Genomic DNA, 18,283 nt, shown 5'->3' with positions numbered 1-18,283 from the left:
TTGATATCGTAGTGTACTAATTTTCAGTTCAAACTAAGGCAATTGTAGTATTTAGAACAGGGAGCTTTAAAAGTGCTCTTTTAAAATACCTTCCTTTCACGCCTTGATTTTTTAAATCCGAATACGGCAGGCCGAGTCGATCCATTAAATATAATGTCTATAATTAACGACAGAATCAGCCTGATGTTATAAACTAAATCATTTTTATGTCGCGCTTGTACCAAAACCATATGCATCAAACGTTAACCATTTTGCTTGCTCAACTTAATCCGACAGTTGGTGCAATTGAAACGAATACTGCAAAACTAGTCCATGTGATTCAAACCCAACAAGAAAAACATGATGTCATTCTTTTTCCAGAGCTATCTCTTACCGGCTATCCACCCGAGGATTTACTCTTTCGGCAAACGTTGCATCAACGAGTTGAGCAGGCCTTACAAACTATTCAGGCAAATACCGATCATTGTCATGTCATTGTTGGCCATCCTAGCCTGGAAAAAGGGCGGTGTTTTAATGCAGCAAGCGTTTTTTATCGGGGCAAGCTTATTGCCCGCTACCACAAGCAGCGTTTACCCAATTATGGGGTGTTTGATGAGTTACGTTATTTTACCCCAGGGGTAGCAAATCCTTGTATCCTGACAGTCAAAGGCTACCAGCTTGGCCTCTGTATTTGTGAAGATATCTGGCAGGAAGGCCCGGTTGAACAACTGCTCAAAGAAGGGATTGATGGCCTGCTATGCATCAATGCATCCCCTTTTGATTATGAAAAACAACGTCTACGCGAAAATTTATTGCAGGCACATGCCCGCCGTGGTATCTCCATTTTTTATGTTAACCAGGCAGGCGGCCAGGATGAATTGGTTTTTGATGGTCAATCGATGTCCTTTGATCAACAAGGTTCGCTCTGTACACGTGCCCCAGCCTTCAGCGAGTCATTGGAGACAGTGATTCTTGAGCAACAAAAAATAACAGGGCAGATCACACCGCTTCTTGAACCAGAGCCATTAATTTATGAAGCCTTGCTTTGCGGCACACGCGATTATGTTGAAAAAAATGGTTTCCCAGGGGTTTTGCTTGGTTTATCAGGAGGAATCGATTCAGCCCTGACTTTAGCAATTGCCGTCGATGCCTTAGGTGCTGATCGAGTCCATGCTGTCATGATGCCTTCTCGCTACACCGCCGACATGAGTCTCGAAGATGCCAAATTACAGTTGCAGGCCTTAGGGGTAACAAGCACCCTACTCCCTATCGAACCAGCCTTTAAAAGTCTTTTAACGACCTTGGCGCCATCCTTTGCCCAACTGCCTGAAGACACCACCGAAGAAAATTTACAGGCTCGAATTCGGGGTATGTTGTTAATGGCCCTATCCAATAAAACAGGCAAGATGGTTTTAACAACAGGCAACAAAAGTGAAATGTCTGTCGGTTATGCGACCTTATATGGCGATATGGCCGGCGGCTTTGCAGTATTGAAAGATGTTTTGAAAACCCAGGTCTATGCCCTGGCTCGCTACCGTAATCGTTTATCAGCAGTGATTCCTGAGCGAGTCATTACCCGCCCGCCAAGTGCAGAACTTGCAGACAACCAAACTGATCAAGACAGTTTACCCGACTATGCTATTTTGGATGCAATCATTAAAGCCTATATGGAAAATGACCTAGCAGCCGAGGAGATTATTGAGATGGGTTTTCCTGCTACCGATGTCAATAAAGTGATTCGCTTGATCAAGCGAAATGAATACAAACGACGTCAAGCTGCTCCTGGTGTTAAAGTCAGTCCCAGAGCCTTTGGGCGTGATTGGCGATACCCAATTACTTCGGGATTTTAAATGAGTAGTCATTCAATCAATGAACCAGTCGATGCCGTGATCACCTGGGTAGATGGCTACGATCAAGCGCATGCAGAAAAACTGGCCTCCTATCTTGCTAAAAGAGGCCTTGATAAAAGACCTGAGGCAGCAGCGCCTACCCGATTTAACCAACAAGGTGAACTGGATTACTGTGTCCACTCCTTGCTACGGTTTGCACCTTGGCTGCGAACTATTTATATTGTTACCGATGCCCAAACGCCTCCCCTGATGAAAACATTTGCCGGCACCCCTTATGAAAACAAAGTAAAACTCATTGATCATCGTGAAATTTTTTTTGGTTTTGAACATTGCTTACCTACTTTTAACAGCCTGGCAATCGAATCTGCCTTATGGCGAATCAACGGGTTAGCGAATCATTTTATTTATTTTAATGATGATTGTTTCTTAATTCGCCCGGTTCACTATGAGGATTTTTTTCGTGGCAGTAACCTTGTCTTCCGGGGAAATTGGAAAACGCAGACAGACAAAAAATGGCTAACCTATTTTAAAAAACTAGTAAAAACACCCAAACAAAATGAACATCGGATAGTACAAGAAAACAGTGCCCGATTAGCAGGCTGGCAAAGGAAGTTTTTTCATCTGCCTCATGCCCCCTTTCCAATAAAGAAAGCGACCCTCGAAAATTTTTTTCTCCAACAACCCGAGTTATTGACTCAAAACCTCAACCATCCATTGCGTGATCAACGACAATTTTGGCCGATTTCTCTGTCACACCATTTAGAAATTAAAGCAAAAAAGGTGGTGTTTGATAATTCCCTGGCAACCATTACGATAAATCCGGCTAGTCATAATCTCACGAAAATTAGAAATAAGCTGGCCCAAGCGGACAAAAAAGAGAATGTTTCGTTTGTTTGTATGCAAAGTATGGATACTGCGTCTAAAGCCACCCAAACCATGATGTTTGAGTGGCTGGCAAAAAAAATTTTTTATTAACCCTGTTACGATATAACCCTTAGTCCCCGATAGCTGGATGTCTCGGACATGCCGAGACAGCTAAGCGGTTACACGGTAAAAACAGGCGAGTCTATGTCATCGCTTCCGGGGGGAATTTTAGCCATATTATTAAATAACCGGGGCTGACTCACCTGCTGCATTTTTTCCGGGATGGTAGGGGAGTCTACCATTGTCGGCTGTGGGTGTGTTTGGGCCTGTTGCCTACCAAACAAAAATTTTTCCACGGCAGAAAGATCCTGAGACGGAAGACGGGCAGCAGGTCTGTAACTACCTAACGACTTAGACAGCGCCTCTAATTCATCCTCTCCCAAAGACTCGGGCATGACAAGCCACTGCGCAAAAAGAGGCTTGACCTGCTTACATTGATCCAAATCAACCGGGATGACTTTTTGCAAGCTATCGATATAGAACAGTTGCCATTGGTCTTCCAACTTGGTGACAATAAATGAACGGGGTTTATAACCTGCCGCATTGGCAGGTGAGAAATGATTCACTGCCAAGCATAACGATTTACTGGGTACTTCAGGAGAAGTAAGGGTTTGTGTTGTTAAGTTTGGCTCTTCTGCTCCTTGTTTTTCCTTTTTTTGCTTTCCAGCTGCCAGGCATCGTTCCAATTCAGAAACATCGACCCCCTTAAGACGGGCAGCAGGCTTAAAATCAGCAAGTAATTTAGACAGTTCGCCAAGTTGTACTGTTCCAAGAACCTCAGGTAAACCAGACCACTGTGCGAAAAGAGGCTTAACCTGACTACACTGTGTTAAATCCACCTCAATGGCTTTCTGCAACATATCAATATAGAACAACTGCCATTGTTCTTTTTGCTTGGTCACAATAAAGGTACCTGGATCATAAGTTCCCGGATTGTCTGCAGAAAAATGATTCACTGCAACACACAAGGATTTACTTTTTACTAAAATTTTATCGGCTTTTTTGATGCATTCACGCAGTTTATTTTTTTCAACCAAGCTTAATTCGGCAGCTGAAAAATCTTTATTTTGAGCAAGAATTTCATGAAAGGCTTCCCAATTATCGGTATTGATCCGTTGATTGATCCCTCCCTTTTGCCTTTGATATAAAACCCAGGCACCAGTTTTTGCATCGGGCTCACGAATTAATAAATAAGTCCCTGCTGTAAGCTTGTAAGGTGGAACAGCAGCAATACTATTCGTTGCTATTAACGTTTCCCCATGCTTCTTACGTAAGAGCTCAAAGACATTGCTCTGTTTATCTTCATCGACTTCACGCCGTACTACAATATGGCGTAAATACATTTTCAGGCGAGGCAAATCTTTTTCTGTAAACTCGGTTTTAGGGCCTAACCACGCCTCCAGCTGAGGGTATTTATGTAAATTTAAAGGTTGGTGATTGCCCAGACTATCATACCAAACAATTTGCATGGGTTTGGTGGAGAGCACATAAGTCGAAGTGAGGTCTTTCAAGAGCTCCGGGGCTGGGTTCACCAGAACCTGTGTTTTCGCCAGCAGTTCATCGACTAATTTGGTACAAGCGGATTTTATTTTAAACTGACGGCTTGAGTTTTCTTCCGGCAATACTTTTATTTCCTGCAGCAATTGCTTTAATTCACCATAAATCTCTAATCGGTTTGCTTTTCCAGTCGAGTCATACCAGGTTAATTGCCAGTCTGAGCTTTCTGCTTCCGGAGAAAGACGGATCAGGGAGAAAACCTGTTTTTCCGGGGATTCTACCGCCGTTTCCATTGCTGTATTCTCAGCCCCAAAGAGAACAACATTTTCCATTTCTTTGCGCTTTCCAGCCAGCATTGCCTCCAATTCTTTTTTTCGTTTTTCAGCTTCCTGCATGGCGTTCTCATGCGCTTTAATCAGGTTATCAATATCTTTGCAGATCAACTGATTCAAGCGCGGTATAATGACTGTACGTAAGACATGATCCTCTTCGGGTTCATAGCCTTCTATGGAACGAATTAAAAAAATATAGAGATCAATATTGGCTGAAGTCGATTTCCATTCTCCTTCGCTGACAAACTTTCTAAACTCTTGTAACTGTATAATGGGATCAACAACAGTAGTTAACGCCGAAATGGTTTTTTCAAATGCTGCGGTTCGCTGGCGAGTATAGTAATAAAGCCAGGACCATAAATAAGAATCCTGATATTGATTATATTCTTTGCTTGCCTGCTTAAAGATTTCTTGTAAACGTTTATTACCTTCCTCAGAACTATCTGAAATAAAATCAATAAGTTCTTTACCAAAGTCCTCGAGGCGATCAATAATTCTCGGCATTTCCTTGCTCCGTTTGTCCATAGGCATCTATCATCTTAACTCATCAATGAGGTAATACAAGCAGCAAAAGTTGCTTGCAAAATAAACGCAAATCGCTAACATTGGATTGCTTTAAATATAAATAATAAAAATAACAAGGTATGTCATGAGAATTGCACTTTTTTCTGCCGCATTACTGGCTTCCGGCCTTGCAGCAGCAGCGGCGCCTGTTGATGGCTGGTATTCAAGCGTTTTCGGTGGCTACAGCTATGTACCCGATAATATCAGCAATAGCTATTATGGCTGGACTCGTACACGCGCCTCCTATAATGGCGGATATAATGCAGGTGGCCGCGTTGGCTTTAAAAGCACTCCGTTGCGTTATGAAGCCGAGTTTACTTATGTTCATGCCGATCTTGGCCATTTTCAAGTGATGGGTATAAGACAGCTCGGCATTGATGGGCAATTCAATGCGGCTTTAGGCATGGCCAATGTCTATTATGATTTCCCAGAAATGGTTCCTAGTATCGCACCCTTTCTAGGTGCTGGTTTAGGTTACGGCTGGGTTCAATCTGAACTGGACAGTGAAGCCCCTTTTAGAACCCGTTTCAAACGCTCGGATAATGTTTTTGCTTATCAGGCTACTGCCGGCCTAATGTATAATTTTGCTGAAAATTATTCTGCTGACATTGCCTACCGTTATGTTGGAACTGATCGTGCCGATCACCTTGGTAAAGTCGTCCAGATCCACATAGCCAGCATTGGAGTCACCTACCGCTTTGATCAAAGCAGTTATAAATAAGGATAGCGCACATGAAACAATTACGTCATATTGGCTTCGCCGGTTTATTGCTAGCTAGTTGGTCTGTGTTTTCAGCAGTTCCGGCTGAAGGTTGGTACGCTGGTGCAACGGGGATAGTGTCTTATGCTCCCAGAATCAATGCCGGCACGCATCCTCGTCCAAGGGGAGTCGTTTCTGATCTCGCAGGCACACAACTCGCTTACAGTATTGGTGGCGGCGGCGGTGGCCAGATTGGCTATCGGATCTGTTATTTCCGCGTTGAAGGGGAATTATTTTTCGATTACAACCCTGTTACCAGACTGACTGTCGATGGCTTGTCCTTTAAACGACATTTCGTACCCTTCAATGCTTTTGTTGTGAACTCACTGGCTCCTTTTGCTACCTCGGGCGGGACACCCGGAATACAAATTAAAGGCAATACGAGTTTCGGTGGCGCGATGATTAATGGCTACTATGACATTTACGACGAAGATGATGATCCAAGTTTTGTCCCTTACATTGGTCTAGGGATCGGTTATGCGCATATTTCAAGTCAACTTAATTTCTACGGTATCGCTAACCCTACAGTAACCCAACCATCCAATGAATTTTTCATCACGGGCGGGAAAACAAGTACCAATACCCCTGTTGGGCAAATCATTCTTGGTTTAAGTTATTTCTACAGTGATGAGACGTCTTTCGGACTCGACTATCGTTATATGTCGACAAGGACAATCAGTGCATTTGACACACGGTTCCAGGTTCATACGCTGAATTTGTTTTTTAACTACACGTTCAGTGAAGCTTAGGGTCTTAGTCTGGCAGGCATTCAAATCACCATTGAATGCCTGCTATAATGTCTTCTATTTTGTTTAGGGCCTATAATGACCTACCTTATTGCACCCTCATTGCTTTCAGCCGATATGACCCGTTTTGGCGAAGAAGTCACTGCAGTCATGCAGGCCGGTGCCGATATGATTCATTTTGATGTCATGGATAACCATTACGTCCCTAATCTTACCTTTGGCCCCCCTATTTGCCAGGCTTTGCATCATCGTTTTCCCAGTGTTCCGATTGATGTGCACTTGATGGCAAAACCGGTTGACGATCTGATTGTCCAATTTGCCAAAGCGGGTGCCAAACGAATTAGTATTCATCCTGATGCGACAATCCATCTCGATCGCAGCTTGCAACTTATCCAGCAGCAAGGTTGTGAGGCAGGTCTGGTACTCAATCCAGCGACTTCACTGGATTGCCTGACCTGGTGTATCCATCGCCTCGATTTTATTCTGGTCATGACCGTTAATCCTGGTTTTGGCGGACAAGCCTTGATTCCGGAAATAATTAATAAAATCAGTCTGATAAAACAACACTATCCCACACTCCCTATTTGTGTTGATGGCGGCGTCAGCACAGAAAATATTGCCCGTATAGCACAAGCGGGAGCTACCCAATTTGTTGCTGGTTCTGCTATATTCTCCAGTGGTGATTATGCAACAACGATTACAGCCATGCGTACTCAGTTAGCATCAATTTAACTATAATGATTCTATAGCAACGTTTATATTCTCTTAACTTGGGTTGTAGCAATAAGGCAACTCAACAGGGATCGGACCATTTGAAAGGATCCTCAATTGTGGTAACTGAGAGCTTATGAAAAAAGTATTATTTTTTTTAATCCTGATGTATTCATCAGCGGTAATTCATGCTTTATCGGGTGAGGCGTATTTAAACCGGTTTATGGCTTATACACAGTGGAGCCAAAACTTGCCTGTACAGCCGGGTCCCGATTTTTATGCATTTATTGACAGCGATACACCACTTGCCAAAAGATTACGTGAAAGATGGCTATACCACTTAGCCCATCAAAAAGATTGGCCCAATTACCTTAAGCATTATCAAAACTCAAACGATATTAATCTGCAGTGTTATAACCTCCTGGCAACCTATTATGAAGGAAAAACCCAAGAGGCTCTGGAAGCGACTAAGCCTTTATGGCTATCAGGAAGCTCTCAACCCTCTGCTTGCAATGAGCTATTTAACCTGCTGGTGAAAAGCGACAGTTTTGATGAAACACTGATTACTCAGCGAATTATCCTGGCACTCGACAAGCGCAATCTGCCTTTAGCCCGCTATTTACTGAAACAATATAAACAGCCTCGTCTCAAAGACGAACAATTACTGGCCGCTATTTACCAGAGTCCGTCCCGTATTACTCAGCTTGAGATTGGTGAGTTGCACGATTATTTCTATCTTTATGGTTTAAAGAGGCTGGTATCCATTAACATGGATCAAGCCATTAAATATTGGCAACATATCAAAACTAAAAAATTATTGACCAAACCGCAACAACAAGCTTTTCTTGCGCATTTGGCACTTTATAAAGCGATGCGTAATCATGAAGATACGCAATACTGGTTTAACAAAATAAACCCGGCTTATTACAACGACGTTCTGCTTGATTGGCAAATCCGTTACGCGCTTAAGCGCCAGCAATGGTCTAAAGTGGAGTACCTAATCAATCATTCGCCTGACAAAGATAAACCTTGCTGGCAATATTGGTTGGCCCGCGCCCTGGAAGCCAGAGGGAAAAAAGATCAAGCCCAAGCGCTCTATAAGTCCGTTGCAAAATCAAGGAATTACTATGGTTTCCTTGCCAGCCTGCGGTTAAATCAGGCTCCAAGCTTTGAAAATGAGCCGCCAATATCCAATATGGCTATCTTAAAACCCTACCAACCCATTACAGATAATATTAAATACCTCTATCAATCCAAACAGGAGTTACAAGCCGCGAGGCTCCTCAATGATTTTATGAGCGAACTCCCCAAAGAGGATAAGAGTGCCCTGATATATTGGATCGCAACTAATTTGCAGTGGCATGGTAAATCAGTTTATTTAAGCAATACCGACGAGTTAAATAATCAATTGGTGTTACGCTTTCCCTTGGCGTATCAACCCACTATTAGCCAATATGCTAAAAATTACCAAATTCCCCGTGAATTTATCTATGCCATTATTCGGCAGGAAAGCGGTTTTCGTCGGGATGTCATTTCACCAGCGGGTGCCCGAGGTCTAATGCAAGTGATGCCTGCTACCGCAAAGGTGGTAGCAAAACGCGAAAAAATTGCTTATGGCGATAAAGATCAGCTGTTTTTATTTCAAAAAAATATCAACATTGGTGTTGCCTATTTAAAACAATTAGCCAATCGTTTTAATAGACATCCCGTGTTAATCGCGGCAGCCTATAATGCTGGTCCTAGTCGAGTGAATTATTGGCTTAGAAACCATCCACCCAAACAAATCGATATCTGGATTGAAACCCTTCCCTGGCATGAAACACGCAATTACTTGAAGAACGTCATTGCCTTTTATGCTGTTTATCAATATCGCATGCGGGAAAGACCGGATTTAAGTGCGTTTATGCAGCCTCTATTGTAATAGTAGTAAATCCCGGGTTACAGCCTGCGGCTTGCACCCAGGCTACTTATCAACCAGTCAGTAGTCAGTAGCCTTGATGCAGCGTAGCGTAATCAAGGTATTTACTATTGTAATAGTGGAAAATCCCGGGTTACAGCCTGCGGCTTGCACCCAGGCTACCCATCAACCAGTCAGTCGTCAGTAGCCTTGATGCAGCGTAGCGTAATCAAGATATTTACTATTGTAATAGCGGAAAATCCCGGGTTACAGCCTGCGGCTTGCACCCAGTCTACTCATCAACCAGTCAGTCAGTAGCCTTGATGTAGCGTAGCGTAATCAAGGGATTTACTATTGTAATAGCGGAAAATCCCGGGTTACAGCCTGCGGCTTGCACCCAGGCTACTCATCAACCAGTCAGTAGTCAGTAGCCTTGATGCAGCGTAGCGTAATCAAGGTATTTACTATTGTAATAGTGGAAATCCCGGGTTACAGCCTGCGGCTTGCACCCAGGCTACCTATCAACCAGTCATTCAGTAGCCTTGATGGAGCGTAGCGTAATCAAGGGATTTACTATTGTAATAGCGGAAAATCCCGGGTTACAGCCTGCGGCTTGCACCCAGGCTACTCATCAACCAGTCAGTCGTCAGTAGCCTTGATGGAGCATAGCGTAATCAAGGTATTTACTATTGTAATAGCGGAAAATCCCGGGTTACAGCCTGCGGCTTGCACCCAGGCTACTCATCAACTAGTCAGTCGTCAGTAGCCTTGATGGAGCATAGCGTAATCAAGGTATTTATTCCCCAAACCCAAACTTCTCTATTGGCTCAGGGATCGAGTTAGCCCAATTTTTAGATAATCGCCCACTACGTACATAATAATGAAACGAGGAATAAGGCCAATGATGCAAAGACTCCACTAAGCCATGTTTAATGGGATTGTAATGAATATAATTGACGTGATTTTCAAAATCTGTTTCATCGTTAATAGCATGCTCCCAAAACCGACGCTGCCAAAGACAATACTCATTGTGTCTTGTTCTCATTAAGGGTAAAACCGATTTATGGATTGATTTTGAAAACAGAGCCTTAATTTTTTTCCACCGTTGAGAGTAATCCGAATCCCCTGGGGGCAACAGCCAAATTATATGAAGATGGTCAGGTAAAACCACATAGGCTTTGGTCAGAAAAGGATGTTGCCCTTTAACCGTTTGAACGGCGTCTTTCAATAAATTAATGTGATCTACCAAGAGGCATGATTTTCTATTTCTCAGTGTCACTGTAAAGAAAAAAGTGCCTCCGGGAATGAAACTTCTCCGATAATTCACCATGCTATCTTCCTTTGATAGGTTGGATTGGAGAATATTAATTAAAGAATTAAGCTAAATAAATACCTTGATTACGCTACACTCCATCAAGGCTACTATTGTTATTAATACCGCATGCGGGAAAGACCGGATTTAAGTGTGTTTATGCAGCCTCTATTGTAATAGTAGAAAATCCCGGGTTACAGCCTGCGGCTTGCACCCAGGCTACCATCAACCAGTCAGTCGTCCGTAGCCTTGATGGAGTGTAGCGTAATCAAGGTATTTACTCCCGAGCCAAACTGAAAACGGGTTTAGACATCCGGAGAGTAGGCTTCTGGCCCGACCTACGCCGCTGGCGCTGCGGAGACAACCTCGCTTCTCTCCAGTTCAACAAGCGATACTGCTTTGGCCTGAAGAGGTTGGAAAAAAGTAGGAAGTTGCTTTAATGATACAGGGGCGGCCTTGGGGGTCTCTGGCACAAAAGATTGCTCTTTGCCCAAAGGCGCCAAGTCTCCTGAAAAGGCTTCTTTCTCAGAATCAACCAAAGTATCCAATGTTTTGTTATAAGCAGGGATTAAAATGTCATTTAAATAGCTGGCTCTTCGTTCTTCATCTGGTTTCAGAGAGCGAAATGATTTTAAGCCTTCAAGATAGGTTAATTCATTTTTCGCAGCATTATAGTGATATTCCAGCTCTTCTTTGGTCTTGAAAGTCAGTATTTCATAAGCACTGCCTTCAATATAATTGTCATAATAGGCGGCAGTGGCTTCTTTTGCTTTTTGAATCAAGCGTTCTTTACCTTCTTTACTCAGCGCAAAATCAGTACCACTAATATTCAGATCATTACTTGAAATAATCTGAAACCCATATTTATCCAATTTGTGCGTATCTTCCATTGGACTTGAGATAACAGCCTGCAACCAGCGCCACAAATCCCATTCCTGGGATTTTTTCGAAGTTTTGTTCCAAATAGCATTGGTTTCAAAAGAACTATCAATCCGTAACCCCAACACACTGGGATTAATGCCATTATTTATTTCATATAAGGAAGCATATCGCTCATCGGACAAGTATTCGATAGGAAAATTATCTAATAGCCCACCATCCACATAAGGGACATAGTTGGGATCTTTTGCTTTTTCAGCAGTCATGTCGTGCTCAACCTGACCGGTTTTCTTATTAATATAAACTGTTTCAAAAAAAGCAGGAATTGACGAGGAAATTCGTACTGAGTGGGCGATGGGCAAGTCAGGTGTTGTCGCCGCAGAAAAAATATCCGTTTTTTCAGTTTGCAAATTGGTTCCGGTAACAATTAATTCTTTAAACTGATTTTTTTTCTTTAAATTTTGTTCTTCCTGATTAGTTTTAATTGCATTTTGCAGATCCTGGAAAGTGGCGTTCTTTTTACCGAGTTTTGCTTCTACTTTCTCTTCCAACCACTGGCGTAATATTTCTCCCTGATAAAACCCGTGTTTGTAGCCCAAAAGCCCTTTCAATCCAGAAAAAACACCCCCGGTAACACGATTAAGAAAGGTATTAGGATGATCCATGAATCGACTGAAATCCAGGGTCCTCAACTCCTCTTCAATTTCTTGTTGACTATATCCCAGCGCTATCAGCATCGCGGTGATCGCACCGGCCGAACTTCCGGCCACAGTCGTTAAATTGGGTATTACCTTTTTTTCGTTGAGAACTTGTAAGGCACCCACATAACCCACTCCTTTGATACCATCCCCTCTCAAAACGAGAATAGTAACAGGAGGACGAGGAATAGTGACGGTAATAGGCATACAGCTTTCCTATCGTGTTTCTACGAATAAGGGAGCATTATAAACTGTAAATTATTAACAGAGTGTTAAGAAAGTAATCGAAAACGGTTAAGAACCGGGTTGGGCACGGGACAGACTTGGTGTCCTTTCCCGGAAAAGGACGACTTGATCCTGCGCCGGAAAGCCAACAATCTAAACTTACCAGCGCTCGTCCACTTTGCGAGTCCCAATATATTCGTCAATTCTACGCTGCGTAGCAGGCGAAATGTCGTGCGGAAGTGCCTGTAGTTCAAACCATTGCGCATCCAAAATTTCGGCCGAACTAACCCATTTTTTTTCAAATTTATCGACGAGATAAAACACGACATAGTCATCTCTTCTTTCTCGATGATTATGGTAAACACTGAATAATTTGGGCAAAGTTAAACACTTCACGCCCACCTCTTCAAGGAGTTCTCGTTGAACCGCTTCTACCGGTGTTTCCCCTTTTTCCACTGCGCCGCCAATGGTATACCAGCCGGGCGTATAACTATGTTTAACTAATAACACCTTGTCGTCATTAATAACCAAAGCCCTTGCGCCAACCGTTTTATGACCCAACATGGATAAAATGATTTTTTTAATTTTCCATAAATAATTGCGCATTATTTCCTCCTCCTGCTCCAGGGCAATGCCCTCAATAAGATTGCCATTTTAGCTGGGCAAACGACCGGCAAACAATCTCTAAGCACTGCCAATCAAAAACCCTCACCAACTATTTTTAACCAATAAAATGCATGTGCACTTTTTTTATTTCTTGTTACCATAGGCGCTTTTTTCATTAGTAACGGAAAACCAACGATGTACAGTGATGAATTATTCGACCAAAAATTTGATGAATGCGCAAACGAATGGAATAAAATAATCGTTCCTTACTACAATAATTTCCTGGACTATATTAAAACCTGCGATCCACGCAGTCCCATGATTTTTAGATATGTAGAGCAAGGATGGACTCACTATGCTTATCTGCATCGAAATCTAGCAGAAAAAATTTATACGGAATTAAAAGTGGTAGAAGATGAATTAAGCCCTCAACAAAAGGCACGCTATAATGAACTGGTTACTTTCATGAAAAAAAGTCTTACAGACGATAAACAGACCTTTAACCAAATTGTGCAAGCAAGGAAAAGGCAACTCAATAATCCACTACCTATGCCGATTCTTGAAGAACAGATCGAGGCTAATCAAATTTTTCCTGACAATGCCATCTATCATAGTATCAGTTTTGAATAAAAACTCGAATTCCCCCTACTAGGCTGGCATCCTGAAGATAAAAATGATAATCAAATAAATGCCAATTTGATCTTTTTTTGATTTTTGTTATTATCTGCCCCCTTCCAATTGCCGAGTTACCTCCATGAAAAACGAATTATTTGAACAACATTTTGCGTCATTCAATAATCTTTGGAACACCGCAATTGTGCCTTTCTTTGAAAAATTTTTAGCCTCCGTAGGGCATTACGATCCGCGCAGGGAGATTATTATGCGTGGAATAGAGCGAACATGGACTAACTATGTACAACTCCATGTTAGTTTGGAGCGTAATATTCTCTTGCAGTTTAAGAACGAAAAACTGACACCAACGCAGGTTAAATTTATTAATGACTACCTTGCAGAGATACAAAACAGCCTTCAGCAAGACCAACAAACACTGAGGCAAGCTATTAATGAAAGAAAACACGCTCTCAATTATCCACTGCCCCTCCCGACACTTGAAGAACAAATGGAAGCAGGTGAAATTTTTCCTGATAATCCGGCTTACTACAAGCCCAGTTTTTAATTTGCAACCAACGCTTGTTCTCGTTGAAGCACATTGAGGCTGACAGAGCGAGCGTTATTCCTTCGTAATGCGTACAAAGCGCATCAGCGCGTAATTAGCGTGTTTTTCAGCGTCTCGAACCGCTTCAGCAGGGGTTTTTATGCCAGAAAAGATGGCTTCCAAGGCCTCATCATTAATAGCCCGAATTTGATTCTGGGGACCAAAATTAACTCTTGCCTGTTTAGCCTGTTGCCCCATTAAATCAGCCTGGGCAAGCCTAAGCACAGGATGTTGGCTTTCTTGTGCCAACCCGGCATAAACACCACTAATTCCCAACGGTAAATAACCCGTTTCTTGATGCCAGTGCTGCTGTACATTAGGTTGGGCAATATAAGCAAAAAATGCAGCAATACCCCGATAAACCTCTGCTTTCTGGCCTGCAACTGCCCACAAAGCAGCCCCCCCTGTCACATTATTGTAGCGTCTTGAACTAACTTGTGTATCCAGTGGTAGCGCAGCTACCCCTAAACGAAAACTGACCAATTCGGATAAACTATTATAAGCACCCGATGACTGGCTGAATAAAGGACATCTGCCACTGGTAAATAAAACGGTTGCGTCACTGGTACGCCCACCATATTCAAAATAATGCTTTTGCTGCCATTTCTTTAATCGCTCAAGATGCCTGATAATCGCTGGATTGTTATAACTCACTACCGCTCGTTCTGCATCAAGCATTGGCAAACCATGAATAGCAGAAAAGGATTCTATTTGCACCCAGGCAGGATACGCGGTTGTATAAGCACAGGCATAACCAGCCTTCCTTAATGCCGCAGCCAGAACTTCCATCTCATCCCAAGTCTCTGGAAACACGGAATAGCCCGCTTTCGCCAAAGCATCGGCATTGTAGAATATAACCGGAATAGAGGTATTAAATGGCATCGCCAGCAAGCGGTTTTCTTCACTGTAAAAAGCACGCAACGCCGGTAGAAAATGGTCTTTGGGGAGATTAAACCCTTGTTCCTGCATCAGCTCATCCACAGGCTTGATAATGCCTGATGGATAAAGCATGGTCGCGGTACCCACCTCAAAAACTTGTACGATGGCTGGCGGTTGTTTAGCGCGAAAAGCCGCCGCAAAACTTGTGATCGCCTCGATGTATTCTCCTTTGTAAACCAGCTTTACCGTGTAATCATTTTGGCTATGATTAAAATCCGTTGCCAAACGCTTCACTTCAGCACCCAAATGCCCGGCAAGTGAGTACCACATCACCAGGTCGGTTTTTGCTGAACTACTGAAGGGAATTAAAAAAAATAATACGGAGAAGAGACTTAATAAACGTCTTTTGAAACGCACTGCCTTAGGCGTTGGGCAGGGGAAAATAGAGCACATAACCGGCATTGACCTATGAGCCCATGACGATTCGAACACGCTGCCAACGAAGCAATACAACACTGCAGTAGAGCTTCGTAAGAAATCTAGCGGCATGACAGGAGATCAGGATAATCGCTAAACACCGCATCAACACCCCAATCGAAAAGCTTGTTTGCCACCTTTTTGCGATTCACCGTATAAACAAACAAGACATAACCTTGCTCTTTAATCTGCTTGACTCGAGCAGCGCTAAGAGCCCGTTTATTAACATGCACAGAATAACATTGCAGGTCTTTGGCTTTTTTTAACCAGTTTTTATCCCACTCATCTAAAAGTAAACCCAAAGGCATTTCCGGGGCGAGTGTACGGCATAGAGTCAATGCGGACAATTCAAAACTGGATACCAGCGGTAAGGGTTTACCGCGGGGCCAGTAGCGATGGATATGAGCCAGAACAACAGCCGTTGTTTGCTCAGCACTGCCAGGATAAGGTTTTATTTCAATATTGGCTTTGACATCAGTAAACGTTAACCATTGCAACACATCACGAAAATGCGGAATCTTTTCGCCAGAATAACTGCTGGAAAACCAGCGGCCTGCATCGAGCGATTGTAAATACTCTGCCTCGACTCGACCCAAATCCCCTTTACCATTGGTGGTTCGCTTAAGGCTTTCATCATGGAAAACAAAAGGTTCGCCATCCGCGCTTAACATAACGTCAAACTCAACATAGCGACAACCTAAGGCTAAGGCTTTATCAAAGGAAGCCAGGGTATTTTCCGGAGCATACGCTGCCGCGCCGCGATGGCCAATTACCCTCTCAATTACTTGTGTTTGCAACTGTATTACCCTCTTGTCTATTGGACGCCAACTCCACCAGTGCACTCATTACCAATTCATTGCTGACGGTCAGTGCAGGCGCAGGGGCAGCAACTGCCGCGGTAAACATGGTATTCGCTTCCTTATAAGCCCGAGGCTGTGGTGTTGCGACCTCACCGTCCAGGAAAATTAAGCGATTAAGGCTGTAATTCTGATTAGGATAAACCTTATTGAGTTGCCCTACTTCTGTTTTTACTTCTTCATACAAGCGCTGACGCAACTGCGCTTTAATTTGCTGAATTTCTTCCAGACTGGGTTTAAATTCCACAGCGCCGATGTCATAAGTTGCACCAGGCTTACTCACATTTTTGGCGTTTTTGTAAATATCAGTCAAACTTGCCTGTGGTACGCGAGCCTGCGCAGCCACATAGAGTTTTTCCAGACCAGAGCTATCCTGAGAGCGATCAAACTGCGTTAAATGCCATTCTCCCCCAGCAATTTTAGCCAGGTTAGACATGATTTCAGCACGGGCTTTAACCAAATCCGCATTCGTTAACGTGGCATTGATATTAACCGTCAACAAGGCTGTCTTGGTGGTCACCCATTGTTTAGCAGACACCTGATACATGACCTTATCCAACATCATCTTCGGCGGTGTGATGGCATAGGACAAATCACCAGCCAATGTCAAAGCAAGCATCCCAGCTAGTCTTTTCATTCATGTCTCCGAAATTTAAGTCCTGAAACCAGTGTACACCATGCATGGACTGCTTCCAATTCGTTTATAACGCTAACTTCCATTGATTTAGAATTCAAATCGGTCTATAACATGTGCACGAGAATACCAAGGGAGTTTTTAAAAATGATGTCCGTTGACACAATGAAAAAAAATGAATCACTTGTCACCGAGCAAGGTGATTTTCTTGATTACGCACTTTCACACGGATTTGGTGATATACATTTTAAAGTGGATAGTGAAACGGGCATGAAAGCGATTGTTGCTATTAATAATACCAAACTTGGCCCTGCGCTGGGTGGCTGTCGCTTTATTGAATATCCCAATACGGAAAGTGCCATCCTTGATGCGATGCGCCTGGCAAGAGGAATGAGCTATAAAGCCGCCTCGGTTAACCTCCCATTGGGTGGCGGAAAAGCGGTGATTATCAAACCGGCTAAACCGTTCGATCGCGAAGCTTATATGCATTCTTTTGGTCGATTTGTTAACCAGTTGGGTGGACGGTATATCACAGCTTTGGACAGTGGAACAGTATTAAGTGACATGGATATTATTGCTCAACACACCCCTTATGTCGCCAGTTTGTCAAGCCATAATGGCGATCCGTCCCCTTCTACTGCCAAAGGCATATTAAGAGGGATTCAGGCTGCAGTAGAATTCAAGTTAGGTAAAAACCATCTCAATGGTTTGCACGTTGCTATCCAGGGTTTAGGGCATGTTGGTTATCTGTTAGCAGGGCATTTACATGAATTAGGCGTCCAATTAACGGTAGCCGATGTTAACAGCGCGGCTGTTGAACTTGCCGTACGTGAATTCGGTGCTGTTGCAGTTCCCACTGAAAGTATCCATAAAGTACCTTGTGATGTCTTCGCACCTTGTGCCCTGGGCGCTATCATCAATGACACCACTATCAACCAATTGCAAACCCCTATTGTTGCTGGTGCTGCGAACAATCAATTGGCCCATAGCTATCATGGCCAACTGTTGCATGATAAAGGTATTCTCTATGCGACCGATTATGTCATTAATGCCGGCGGATTAATCTTTGCAGCCAGTAAATATTTACATACCCCGGAACATCAGGTTAACCAACAAATTGATGGTATTGGTACAGCGTTGCTACAGATTTTTACTCGTTCACAACAGGAAAATCGTCCTACCAGCGAAATAGCAGATACCTTAGCCCAGGAGAAACTGGCTTAATTCCCTTAAAACCGAT

Annotated in this window: 16 protein-coding genes; 9 read left to right on the top strand and 7 right to left on the bottom strand. The window is 43.1% G+C overall.

All coding sequences use genetic code 11. The annotated features are described in order from the left end of the window. Positions 1 to 230 precede the first annotated feature (230 nt). The gene (locus DYC89_RS05225; RefSeq protein ID WP_115222662.1) at positions 231 to 1,829 is read left to right on the top strand and encodes an NAD+ synthase; all 1,599 of its coding nucleotides are present in this window, start codon (positions 231 to 233) and stop codon (positions 1,827 to 1,829) included. Continuing rightward, positions 1,830 to 2,804: a stealth family protein gene (locus DYC89_RS05220; protein WP_115220813.1), complete on the top strand. Its 975-nt coding sequence runs from the start codon at positions 1,830 to 1,832 to the stop codon at positions 2,802 to 2,804. A 68-nt stretch (positions 2,805 to 2,872) separates the two neighbouring features. Here the strand turns inward: DYC89_RS05220 and DYC89_RS05215 are convergent, their stop codons facing one another. Next, positions 2,873 to 5,086, bottom strand: coding sequence for a hypothetical protein (locus DYC89_RS05215; RefSeq protein WP_115220812.1), 2,214 nt, complete (start codon positions 5,084 to 5,086; stop codon positions 2,873 to 2,875). A gap of 145 nt (positions 5,087 to 5,231) precedes the next feature. On the opposite strand from DYC89_RS05215, the gene DYC89_RS05210 reads away from it, so the two are divergent. From DYC89_RS05210 to DYC89_RS05195, 4 genes are all read left to right on the top strand, one after another. Next, a complete protein-coding gene (locus DYC89_RS05210) occupies positions 5,232 to 5,867 on the top strand; it encodes an outer membrane protein (RefSeq protein ID WP_115220811.1) in 636 nt (211 codons plus the stop codon). Positions 5,868 to 5,878: 11 nt separating this feature from the next. Next, positions 5,879 to 6,655 carry an outer membrane protein gene (locus DYC89_RS05205; RefSeq protein ID WP_115220810.1) on the top strand — a complete coding sequence of 259 codons (777 nt, stop codon included), beginning with the start codon at positions 5,879 to 5,881 and terminating at the stop codon, positions 6,653 to 6,655. A gap of 75 nt (positions 6,656 to 6,730) precedes the next feature. Further along, positions 6,731 to 7,384 (top strand): ribulose-phosphate 3-epimerase, encoded by a 654-nt coding sequence (gene rpe, locus DYC89_RS05200; protein WP_115220809.1) that lies wholly within the window; start codon positions 6,731 to 6,733, stop codon positions 7,382 to 7,384. Between the two features lie 115 nt (positions 7,385 to 7,499). After that, complete coding sequence (locus DYC89_RS05195; RefSeq protein ID WP_115220808.1) at positions 7,500 to 9,284, top strand: lytic transglycosylase domain-containing protein; 1,785 nt, start codon at positions 7,500 to 7,502, stop codon at positions 9,282 to 9,284. 772 nt (positions 9,285 to 10,056) lie between these two features. Here the strand turns inward: DYC89_RS05195 and DYC89_RS05190 are convergent. The 3 genes from DYC89_RS05190 to DYC89_RS05180 form a co-directional block, all read right to left on the bottom strand. Further along, positions 10,057 to 10,590 (bottom strand): REP-associated tyrosine transposase, encoded by a 534-nt coding sequence (locus DYC89_RS05190; protein ID WP_115220807.1) that lies wholly within the window; start codon positions 10,588 to 10,590, stop codon positions 10,057 to 10,059. Between the two features lie 320 nt (positions 10,591 to 10,910). Then, a complete protein-coding gene (locus tag DYC89_RS05185) occupies positions 10,911 to 12,356 on the bottom strand; it encodes a patatin-like phospholipase family protein (RefSeq protein WP_115220806.1) in 1,446 nt (481 codons plus the stop codon). Positions 12,357 to 12,533: 177 nt separating this feature from the next. After that, on the bottom strand, positions 12,534 to 12,980 hold the full coding sequence (locus tag DYC89_RS05180) for an NUDIX domain-containing protein (protein WP_115220805.1): 447 nt from the start codon (positions 12,978 to 12,980) through the stop codon (positions 12,534 to 12,536). A gap of 195 nt (positions 12,981 to 13,175) precedes the next feature. Here DYC89_RS05180 and DYC89_RS05175 point away from each other — a divergent pair, with 195 nt between their 5' ends. Both DYC89_RS05175 and DYC89_RS05170 read left to right on the top strand, forming a co-directional pair. Next, entirely contained in the window at positions 13,176 to 13,610 is a 435-nt protein-coding gene (locus DYC89_RS05175) for a hypothetical protein (RefSeq protein ID WP_115220804.1), read from the top strand. A 124-nt stretch (positions 13,611 to 13,734) separates the two neighbouring features. Further along, complete coding sequence (locus DYC89_RS05170; protein WP_115220803.1) at positions 13,735 to 14,157, top strand: hypothetical protein; 423 nt, start codon at positions 13,735 to 13,737, stop codon at positions 14,155 to 14,157. A gap of 54 nt (positions 14,158 to 14,211) precedes the next feature. Here DYC89_RS05170 and DYC89_RS05165 read toward each other — a convergent pair whose 3' ends face one another. The 3 genes from DYC89_RS05165 to DYC89_RS05155 all read right to left on the bottom strand — a co-directional run bounded on the left by DYC89_RS05165 (position 14,212) and on the right by DYC89_RS05155 (position 17,046). Then, positions 14,212 to 15,528, bottom strand: a complete 1,317-nt coding sequence (locus tag DYC89_RS05165) for an extracellular solute-binding protein (protein ID WP_115222661.1) — start codon at positions 15,526 to 15,528, stop codon at positions 14,212 to 14,214. An 86-nt stretch (positions 15,529 to 15,614) separates the two neighbouring features. Continuing rightward, positions 15,615 to 16,349: a glycerophosphodiester phosphodiesterase gene (gene ugpQ / locus DYC89_RS05160; protein ID WP_115220802.1), complete on the bottom strand. Its 735-nt coding sequence runs from the start codon at positions 16,347 to 16,349 to the stop codon at positions 15,615 to 15,617. After that, a complete protein-coding gene (locus tag DYC89_RS05155; protein WP_115220801.1) occupies positions 16,330 to 17,046 on the bottom strand; it encodes a hypothetical protein in 717 nt (238 codons plus the stop codon). The genes ugpQ and DYC89_RS05155 overlap by 20 nt, the downstream gene beginning before the upstream one ends. Positions 17,047 to 17,190: 144 nt before the next feature. Between DYC89_RS05155 and DYC89_RS05150 the strand changes: the two genes are divergently transcribed. After that, a complete protein-coding gene (locus DYC89_RS05150; RefSeq protein ID WP_115220800.1) occupies positions 17,191 to 18,267 on the top strand; it encodes a Leu/Phe/Val dehydrogenase in 1,077 nt (358 codons plus the stop codon). The last annotated feature ends 16 nt before the right edge of the window (positions 18,268 to 18,283 follow it).

Origin of the sequence: Legionella donaldsonii (assembly GCF_900452385.1) — a bacterium.
In the GTDB taxonomy this organism is placed as follows: domain Bacteria; phylum Pseudomonadota; class Gammaproteobacteria; order Legionellales; family Legionellaceae; genus Tatlockia; species Tatlockia donaldsonii.
The sequence above is the reverse complement of the archived record's forward strand: the minus strand, read 5'-3'. Positions and strand labels throughout refer to the sequence as shown.

Excerpts from the sequence above, each read along its gene's own strand:
- DYC89_RS05225 (WP_115222662.1), top strand. The coding sequence starts at position 231 with ATGCATCAAACGTTAACCATTTTGCTTGCTCAACTTAATCCGACAGTT.
- DYC89_RS05220 (WP_115220813.1), top strand. The coding sequence starts at position 1,830 with ATGAGTAGTCATTCAATCAATGAACCAGTCGATGCCGTGATCACCTGG.
- DYC89_RS05215 (WP_115220812.1), bottom strand. The coding sequence starts at position 5,086 with ATGCCGAGAATTATTGATCGCCTCGAGGACTTTGGTAAAGAACTTATT.
- DYC89_RS05210 (WP_115220811.1), top strand. The coding sequence starts at position 5,232 with ATGAGAATTGCACTTTTTTCTGCCGCATTACTGGCTTCCGGCCTTGCA.
- DYC89_RS05205 (WP_115220810.1), top strand. The coding sequence starts at position 5,879 with ATGAAACAATTACGTCATATTGGCTTCGCCGGTTTATTGCTAGCTAGT.
- rpe (WP_115220809.1), top strand. The coding sequence starts at position 6,731 with ATGACCTACCTTATTGCACCCTCATTGCTTTCAGCCGATATGACCCGT.
- DYC89_RS05195 (WP_115220808.1), top strand. The coding sequence starts at position 7,500 with ATGAAAAAAGTATTATTTTTTTTAATCCTGATGTATTCATCAGCGGTA.
- DYC89_RS05190 (WP_115220807.1), bottom strand. The coding sequence starts at position 10,590 with ATGGTGAATTATCGGAGAAGTTTCATTCCCGGAGGCACTTTTTTCTTT.
- DYC89_RS05185 (WP_115220806.1), bottom strand. The coding sequence starts at position 12,356 with ATGCCTATTACCGTCACTATTCCTCGTCCTCCTGTTACTATTCTCGTT.
- DYC89_RS05180 (WP_115220805.1), bottom strand. The coding sequence starts at position 12,980 with ATGCGCAATTATTTATGGAAAATTAAAAAAATCATTTTATCCATGTTG.
- DYC89_RS05175 (WP_115220804.1), top strand. The coding sequence starts at position 13,176 with ATGTACAGTGATGAATTATTCGACCAAAAATTTGATGAATGCGCAAAC.
- DYC89_RS05170 (WP_115220803.1), top strand. The coding sequence starts at position 13,735 with ATGAAAAACGAATTATTTGAACAACATTTTGCGTCATTCAATAATCTT.
- DYC89_RS05165 (WP_115222661.1), bottom strand. The coding sequence starts at position 15,528 with ATGTGCTCTATTTTCCCCTGCCCAACGCCTAAGGCAGTGCGTTTCAAA.
- DYC89_RS05155 (WP_115220801.1), bottom strand. The coding sequence starts at position 17,046 with ATGAAAAGACTAGCTGGGATGCTTGCTTTGACATTGGCTGGTGATTTG.
- DYC89_RS05150 (WP_115220800.1), top strand. The coding sequence starts at position 17,191 with ATGATGTCCGTTGACACAATGAAAAAAAATGAATCACTTGTCACCGAG.